The organism is Nesterenkonia sp. F, from assembly GCF_000220985.1.
GTDB lineage: Bacteria > Actinomycetota > Actinomycetes > Actinomycetales > Micrococcaceae > Nesterenkonia.
In genome coordinates this window covers 1-7,724 of the sequence record NZ_AFRW01000058.1, presented here as the reverse complement: position 1 = coordinate 7,724, position 7,724 = coordinate 1, and the positions used below count along the sequence as shown (strand labels likewise).

Below are 7,724 nucleotides of genomic sequence, written 5' to 3'. Positions count from 1 at the left end.
TCACCATTCGAGCTCCACCATCGCGGTGTTCAGCCCCGATCCGACGCCCATGCACAGCACCCGCGCACCGCGGGAGAGTCCGGCGGCCTCCCGGGACAGCGTGATCGGCAGCGAGGCCGGTCCGACGTTGCCCAGCTCCGGGTAGGTCACCGGCACGCGGCGTTTGTCCAGCTTCGCGGCCTTGATGATCGAGCTGGTGTGCAGCTGCGAGACCTGGTGGGTGATGTAGGAGTCCATCGCCTGCCAGCTGAAGTGCTTCCGGGCATCCTCCCAGGCATTCATCACCAGCTCGAGGCCGCCGTCGAGCAGCCCGCGGGCATCGGTGTACATGCCTCGATGGTCGCCGACGCACAGCTCGTGGTGCTGGGTGGCCGCCCGGGAGACCCCGCCGACGATCCGGTGGCCCTCGGGATGCCGGTCGGCGGGGCCGACGACGGCGGCCGCGGCGCCGGAGCCCAGCGTCAGCGAGGCGAACTCGGTCATGAAGTCGTCCCGGGAGACGGACTCGAGGGAGTTGATCCGCGCGATGGTCGCGTCCTGGACCTTCTCGGCGTCCTCGCCGTCGACGATCAGCACGTACTGCGCCTGGCCGGCGTCGATCATCGAGCTCGCCAGCGTCATCGCGTTGACGAAGCCGAGGCAGGCGTTGGTGATATCGAAGTTCATCGCCGAGGAGGGCAGACCGAGCTCATGGTGGATGCCCACGGCCACCGAGGGCTCGAGATGCTCGCGGGTGACCGACGTGTTGATCATCAGCGAGACGTCCTCGGCGGCGATGCCGGCGGCGTCGAGCGCGCGGCGGGCCGCCTCGACGGTGCCGGCCCGCACGTCGCCGGGCTTCTCCCAGTTGCGCCGGGCCTTCACGCCGGCCACGCGCTGCAGCAGGCCGGTCGGGAGCTTCAGCCGCTTCAGCGCGTCGGCCAGTCGACGCTCCAGGTCTCTGGACGTCAGCGTCACCGGCGCCTCGACCTCGGTCACGGACAGCAGGGAGGCGTTCTGATGATGGAAGGTCGCATTTCCGGGCACCGCTCCATTATCCAGCAGGAGGACCGCGGGGGCGAATCTCCATGACGTCCCCGGAGGGCGCGGGAGGGAGACGCACGACGCACCACGCGCGGCGATCGCGCGCCTCCGCCGGCGGTCGCCGGGCCGGCCTCCTCCACAGGGCGCTCGCTGCGGCTGAAGCCTCGGCGGCGTCGGGGATACGATGGAGGCCATGACTTCCAGCGCTGACGACGGCTCGACTCCCTCGACGTTCACCCTGCGCCGCGCCATCGAGCGCGGCGGGTTCTATCCGGACCTGGTCCATCACACGGTGACCGAGGCGCTCGACGGCCGCGAGCCGACGCATCAGATCGTCCATGTCGACACGCACTTCGACATGGAGGAGGTCCATCGGCACATCACCGTGGTGGTGCTGGCCGAGGAGGTCATCGTCGTCGCGCATCTGGACGACCACGACCTGGAGGCCGACGAGGACGGCGGCGCGGGGGAGACGGGCACCGTCGCCCGGATCTCCACCGAGGTCGTGCCGGTCAGCCGGGTGCAGTCGCTGATCCTCTCCGAGGTCCACCGCAGTCCCGAGGAGTTCCACCCCGACCGCGGGCTGGCCGAGGTCACGCTCAACCTCAACTGGACCGGAGGGGCCCGCTTCGAGACCGCCCCGGTGCACTGCGGCGATCCGGACTGCATGGCCGACCACGGTGACAGCGGCACCTTCGTGCCCGAGGACATCATGCTGCGGATCGCCGCCACGGCGGAGGGCGACACCGCCGTGGAGGAGGCCCGCGAGTTCGTGCGTGCGCTGCGCCGCGCCTGCATCCGCCATGCCCGCTGAGCCCTCGCCGGGCGCGACCGGCGATCCCGCCCTGCCCGCCGCGCCCGACTACGACGGTGCGCATCTGCGCCACGTGATGACCTCCGCGGCGGCCTCGCTCGGGCTCGAGGGCTTCGACGACCGGCTCGGGCTGCCGGAGGCCGCCGTCTCGGTGGTGCTGCTGGTCGACGGGCTCGGCGACGAGCAGCTGGCCCGGCACACCGGACACGCCCGGTTCCTGGGTTCCCGCTGGCGTCGCGCGTCGGCGGCGCGGACGCTGGACTCGACCGCACCGGCGACGACGGCGGCCGGCATCGCCTCGCTGGCCACCGGGCGGACTCCCGGCGAGCACGGTCTCATCGGCTATGACGTCTACTCCCCGGAGCTGGACCGGGTGGTGAACATGCTCGGCGGGTGGGACCCGGAGGTCGATCCGCGCACCTGGCAGCCCCATCCCTCCGTGCTGCGCCGGGCGGAGGAGGCCGGCGCGAGCGTGCTGACCGTCTCGCGGCCGCGCTTCGCCGACTCGCGGCTGACCGAGGCGGTGCTCGACGGCGGGCGGTTCCGCGGGGCGAACCGTCTGGAGGCCCGCTTCGCCGCCGCGCTGGAGGAGATCCGCGGGCACCTGCACCCGGCCGGCGGCGTGCGTCGCGGTCCGCCGCGGCCGATGCTGATGTATCTCTACGTCGACGAGCTGGACAAGGCCGGCCACCAGCACGGCGTCGACTCCGCGGAGTGGATCGCCGCGCTGGAGAGCCTCGACGCCGAGGCGGAGCGTCTCGTCTCGACTCTGGACCGCGAGGTCGGCGACCAGGTCTCCGTGCTGCTCACCGCCGACCACGGGATGATCGACGTCTCCGCCGAGGATCGCATCGATCTCGCCGAGCATCCCGAGCTGCTCGACGCCGTGGTCTCCACTGCGGGCGAGCCGCGGCTGCTGCAGCTGCGGGTGGGGACCGGGGAGGAGCCCGAGGCCGTCCGCGCCGAGCGTCGGGCCGAGGTGGCCGACCGCTGGCGGCGCGAGCTGGGCGACCGCGCCTGGGTGCTCGACCGGGAGGAGGCGATCGACGCCGGCTGGTTCGGCGACGTCTCGATCGCGGTGCGCGAGCGCCTCGGCGACGTCGTCGTGGCCCTGCGGGGGTCGGCGGCGCTCTTCGACACCGGACGGATCGGCACGGGCCCGCTGGACATGGTCGGCCAGCACGGGTCGCTCACCCGTGAGGAGCGGGCGGTGCCGCTGGTGCTGCTCTCGACGGGCTCGCTCGGCTGAGCCGCAGTCGCCCGCGCAGGGGCGTCCGCCGGTGCCCGCCCCGCCGGCCGAATCCGCCGGCGGGGCGGCCCCAGTCCGTGCGGCCTCAGTCGTCGCGGCTGCCGAAGAGGATGTCGTCCCAGCGCGGCATGCTGGGCCGCCGCGAGGCGCGCCGCGCACGTGGGGCCCCGCGCTCACCCTCGGGATCGTCCTCGCCGCCCGAAGTGCGCGTGTCGGCGGCACCGCCGGAGCCGCGCCGCCGATCACCGGCGCGTCCGGCCTCCTCGGCGGCCTCCGGGTCCTGCGCGTCGTCGCCGCCCTCCTCATAGCTGAAGCCCCAGGCGTCGGTGCCTCCGGACGGGCCGCGCTCGCCCGGTCGGGCGATGGGCTCGGTGGGGTGCTCGCGGTCCGTGTCCGAGGGCTCGTCGGCGACCGGGCGGCCGGAGCCTCGGTCCTCGCCGGCGGCGTCGTCGACGGGGCGCAGCGGGGTCACCGGCGACGGGGCCGCGCCGCCGGAGCGCTCCTGGGCGTCGGCGTCGTCGTCCGCGGAGTCGCCGTGCTCCGCGTCGTCGCGCGGCCCGGAGGCGGGGTGCTCCTCCCGCGTGAGCATCATCGCCAGCTCGTCGTCGGCCTGCTCGTCGGCCCCGAGACGCTGGCCCCGCCGACGCCGCAGCATCTCCAGCAGCGCCTCCTGCTCGTCGCCCTCGCCGGCGGCGCCCGAGGGGCCTGCGGGCCCGGACGGTCCGGCAGCGCGGCCATGATCGGCCGGACCGGACGACTCGGCAGAATCGGAGGTCTCCGCGGGCGCCCCGCGCGGCGGCTCGACCGGAGAGGTGTCCTGCTCCTCGGCAGGCACCGGGCGCAGCGGTCCGCGACGCACGGCCCCGGAGGAGCGGCCGGGGTGTTCGTCGGACTCGACGTCATAGGGCGCGTCCACCGGGGCGAGGCGACGGCCTCCCCGGGCCGGCCGGGCCGCCGACGGCAGACTGCTCAACTCCTCGGCGGCCGGGCCGTCGGCCAGCAGGTGCTTCGACTCGGGGGTGAAGATCCATTCCGCCGGCGGCGTCGGGGCATCGCCGGTGGCGCCGTGGGCGTCGAACCAGCACAGCACCTTCCAGCGGCCGTCCTCGCGGCGCCAGGCGTCCCAGCTGAGGCTGCGCAGATCGACGCCGGCGGCCCGCAGGCGCACCGAGACCATCGCCTCCAGCGTGGCGGCGGCGTCGCCGAAGGCCACCCGGTGCTGCTCGGCGGTCGAGGCCGGGGCGATCTCGGCGCCGCGGGCCCGCTGGGCGATGTAGGCCCGCTCGGCCTGCACGGGGCCGGCGTAGCGCTCCACGTGGGCGGCGTCGAGCCCGGAGTCGGCGACGACCTGCTCGATCGTCGCGCCGGCGCGCATCCAGGCCTGGATGTCGCGGGGGCTCAGCGGGCCGGCGCCCTGCGCTCCGACGTCCTGCGTGCGCGCCGGGCGGTGGGCGGCACGGTTGACCGCGGCCCGCAGGGCCTCGTCGACGGGCAGGGCATACTCCGTGCCCGACTCGTCGGCGAGGATGAGGTCGTCCTGCTCCTCAGCCTCCCTGACGCCCATGATCCGCAGGTGCTGCATCGATGCTTCCTCCCGCCGGTGGCCGGCCGATCTCGTGACGAGCTCGCACTGTCACCGGTCACTGTAGCGCGGAGCTGCGCACGAGGACGTCGAGGAGGTGGAGCCGAGCTTGAACCTTGAGCCATGAGGCGTACGATGAGCGACCCGGCGAGATGGCGGAGACGCCCCTCGTCGAGGCGCCCGAGGCCCGGCTTGTCAGCTCTCGGCTCAACATGGCCGACATGATTTGTGGCCTCGGCGTCGATGAGACACAATCTGTGCGACCCAACGCGCTCGAGGGTGCCGGAACGCCATCAACGTCAGCATGGCAGATCCGCGCGATCGGGCGCCACGAGTGCCGAGAACCGGAGTGTGGAGCAAGCTTCATGGCAACTGACTACGATGCGCCGCGCAAGAATGAGGAAGAGGCCAACGAGGACTCCATCGAGGAGTTGAAGACTCGGCAGCCGAGCCACCAGTCGTCCTCCGTCGACGAGGACGAGGCCGAGGCTGCGGAAGGCTTCGAGCTGCCCGGCGCCGACCTCTCCGACGAGGAGCTCCAGGTCCGTGTGCTGCCCGCGCAGCAGGACGAGTTCACCTGCGCCTCCTGCTTCCTGGTGCGTCATCGCTCCCAGGTCGCTCGCGAGGACAAGGGGCTGTATTTCTGCAAGGACTGCGAGTCCTGACCTGATCCGCAGACGCCGAGCGGCGCGCGACGACGACGGCCCCGGCCGGAGATGCTCCGGCCGGGGCCGTCGTGCATGCGCTCGTGGTGCCCGCCGGGGTCACGGGGGACGACGCGGCGGGCGCCGCGGAGTCCGTGACGTCAGTCCTGCACGCTGGCGCGGGACTCGCGCACCGGCTGGTCCGAGCCGAGGGCGCGCAGCACGTCTTCGGGCCGCCGGGTGGAGAAGATCCAGTACGGCGTCGCGTCGCGCTCGTCGACGATCTCCACGGTGACCACGGCGTCGATCCAGCCGCGGATGCACTGGTAGGCGGTGGCGTCGAATCCCGGGCCGAGCTGCTCGCGGGCGGCGGGTCCGCGATGGGCGACGACGCGGCCGATATGGTCGCGGTCGATGCGCGCCCGCCCCACCTGCAGCCCGTCGGCGGTCACCCGGACCTGCGGCGTCGTCGCCAGCAGCCCGGCCGAGACCAGCGCCAGGCCGATCAGCAGGGCCAGGATCCCGACGCCGACGTCGAGGGGGAAGAACACCAGCGAGACCGAGGCGCCGACGAGCCAGGCGGAGAGCCAGATCCACCAGGCCGGCCAGAGCTTCTCGGCGTGCGGCGCCTGCTGCGGCGCCGGCTGTCCCGTCGGCTGCGTCGTCATGATCCCCAGCTTCTCACGGATGGGTAGACTCGAGCAGGTCGGCGACGGCGGCAGGTGATCCCCCGCATGACCACCCCATGATCACCCCACGGAGCGCCGCACGGAGCGCCGCGCTCCTCCCGGCGCCTCGGCCGCCGCGCAGCCTGACCCCCCCCGCCCACCGACTGCTTCGGAAGGACCCCAGAGCGACCATGACCTCCCTCGAGCACGTCACCGTGCCCCTGCAGCGACTCGACCCCGAGCTGCCGCCGCCGCACTACGCCCACGAGACCGATGCCGGCGCCGACCTCGTGACCCGCGAGGACTTCACCCTCGAGCCCGGCGAGCGGCGCCTGGTCGGCACCGGCGTCGCCGTCGCCGTGCCCGCCGGCTGGGCGGGGCTGGTCCACCCGCGCAGCGGTCTGGCCGTCAAGCACGGGATCACCCTTGTCAACACGCCGGGAACCATCGATGCTGGGTATCGTGGGGAGATCAAGGTGTGCCTGCTCAACACGGATCGCTCCACGTCGGTGAGCTTCCGGCGCGGAGACCGGATCGCCCAGCTGCTGCTGCAGCGGGTCGGACGGGCGGAGTTCGCCACGGTCGAGTCGCTGGAGGACTCCGACCGCGGTGCCGGAGGCTTCGGCTCCACGGGAGTCTGATCGGCGTCCGGACTCGGCGGAGCAGCCGCCGGGCCGCCGCGACCGTCGCGACGCTCGGAAGAGACGGCACAGACCAGCGAACGAAGGGATCGAGGCGAACCACCCATGATCTTCGGCAGAAGGAAGAAGTCCCGGAAGGCGGAGCGTCAGGCCGAGCCCGCCGCCGTCGGAGAGGCGCGGACCCGCGACGCCGCCCGCGATGAGCCCGGGACCGCCGACGCCGAGACCGCCGACGCGACGGAGTCGCCCGCCGGCGTCGCTCCGAGGTCGGCGGGGGCAGCCGAGGCCGCGGACGACGAGTCCGGCGCGCCCGCTGCGGAGAAGGCCCCGGAGCAGGAGGCCCCGGAGGACGACGCGGAGGACGACGCGGAGGAGGCTCCGCAGCAGCCGGCCGAGTCCTCCGACGAGGCTGCCGACGGTGCCTCGGGCCCCTTCGACGTCGAGGAGGTCGAGTCGACCAAGGGGTACCTCGACTTCGGGGCCCTGCTGATCCCCGCCGGCAAGGACCAGAAGGTCCGGCTCGACATCGACCAGAAGACCCGGCGCGTGGTCGCGCTGACGATCGCCGCGGGCCAGGCGAGCATCCAGGTCCAGCCGTTCTCCGCCCCGAAGTCCGGCGGCACCTGGGACGAGGTCCGCGAGCAGATCCAGGATTCGGTGATCAAGCAGAAGGGCAAGGTCAAGCAGGTCGACGGACGGTTCGGCAGGGAGGTCGCCGCCCGGGTTCCCACCACGCTGAAGGACGGCCGGTCGGGCTGGCGCGTGGCCCGGTTCATCGGCTTCGAGGGGCCGCGCTGGTTCCTGCGCGGCGTCGTCGGCGGCCGCGGAGCGATCGATCCGAAGGCCGCCCGCGAGGTGGAGGAGCTCTTCTCCCGGATCGTCGTCGTCCGCGGCGAGGATCCGATGCCGCCGCGCGAGCTGCTGCCGCTGCGTCCCCCGGAGGGGGCCAAGCGGGTGCCCGTGCCGCGCAACCCCGCCCAGCGGCGCTCCGACGGGCCGGGACCCAATCCGGCCGCGGCCGCCGTCGGCCAGGGCGGCGAGCAGTCGGGCGGCGCGACGACCGACGACGGCCGGTCCGCCGCCCCGACGGATTCCGGCCGGCG

Annotated in this window: 8 protein-coding genes; 5 read left to right on the top strand and 3 right to left on the bottom strand. The window is 73.6% G+C overall.

Going from position 1 to position 7,724, the window contains the following annotated elements:
- Positions 1–1,026, bottom strand: coding sequence for a 3-oxoacyl-ACP synthase III (locus tag GU5_RS0104865; RefSeq protein WP_010524456.1), 1,026 nt, complete (start codon positions 1,024–1,026; stop codon positions 1–3).
- Positions 1,027–1,216: 190 nt separating this feature from the next.
- Between GU5_RS0104865 and GU5_RS14100 the strand changes: the two genes are divergently transcribed.
- Together GU5_RS14100 and GU5_RS14095 are read left to right on the top strand one after the other, a co-directional pair.
- Positions 1,217–1,837, top strand: coding sequence for a DUF5998 family protein (locus GU5_RS14100; RefSeq protein ID WP_050806598.1), 621 nt, complete (start codon positions 1,217–1,219; stop codon positions 1,835–1,837).
- On the top strand, positions 1,827–3,086 hold the full coding sequence (locus GU5_RS14095) for an alkaline phosphatase family protein (RefSeq protein WP_033227885.1): 1,260 nt from the start codon (positions 1,827–1,829) through the stop codon (positions 3,084–3,086). The genes GU5_RS14100 and GU5_RS14095 overlap by 11 nt, the downstream gene beginning before the upstream one ends.
- Positions 3,087–3,171: 85 nt before the next feature.
- Here the strand turns inward: GU5_RS14095 and sepH are convergent, their stop codons facing one another.
- The gene (gene sepH / locus GU5_RS16255) at positions 3,172–4,668 is read right to left on the bottom strand and encodes a septation protein SepH (protein ID WP_010524453.1); all 1,497 of its coding nucleotides are present in this window, start codon (positions 4,666–4,668) and stop codon (positions 3,172–3,174) included.
- A gap of 365 nt (positions 4,669–5,033) precedes the next feature.
- On the opposite strand from sepH, the gene GU5_RS0104845 reads away from it, so the two are divergent.
- Positions 5,034–5,333, top strand: a complete 300-nt coding sequence (locus tag GU5_RS0104845; protein WP_010524452.1) for a DUF4193 domain-containing protein — start codon at positions 5,034–5,036, stop codon at positions 5,331–5,333.
- A gap of 140 nt (positions 5,334–5,473) precedes the next feature.
- Here the strand turns inward: GU5_RS0104845 and GU5_RS0104840 are convergent, their stop codons facing one another.
- Positions 5,474–5,980 carry a DUF3093 domain-containing protein gene (locus tag GU5_RS0104840; RefSeq protein ID WP_010524451.1) on the bottom strand — a complete coding sequence of 169 codons (507 nt, stop codon included), beginning with the start codon at positions 5,978–5,980 and terminating at the stop codon, positions 5,474–5,476.
- A 191-nt stretch (positions 5,981–6,171) separates the two neighbouring features.
- Between GU5_RS0104840 and dut the strand changes: the two genes are divergently transcribed.
- Both dut and GU5_RS14085 read left to right on the top strand, forming a co-directional pair.
- The gene (gene dut / locus GU5_RS0104835) at positions 6,172–6,621 is read left to right on the top strand and encodes a dUTP diphosphatase (RefSeq protein ID WP_010524450.1); all 450 of its coding nucleotides are present in this window, start codon (positions 6,172–6,174) and stop codon (positions 6,619–6,621) included.
- 105 nt (positions 6,622–6,726) lie between these two features.
- Positions 6,727–7,724 (top strand): DUF3710 domain-containing protein (locus GU5_RS14085; protein ID WP_010524449.1); only part of this gene is annotated, 998 nt, incomplete at its 3' end.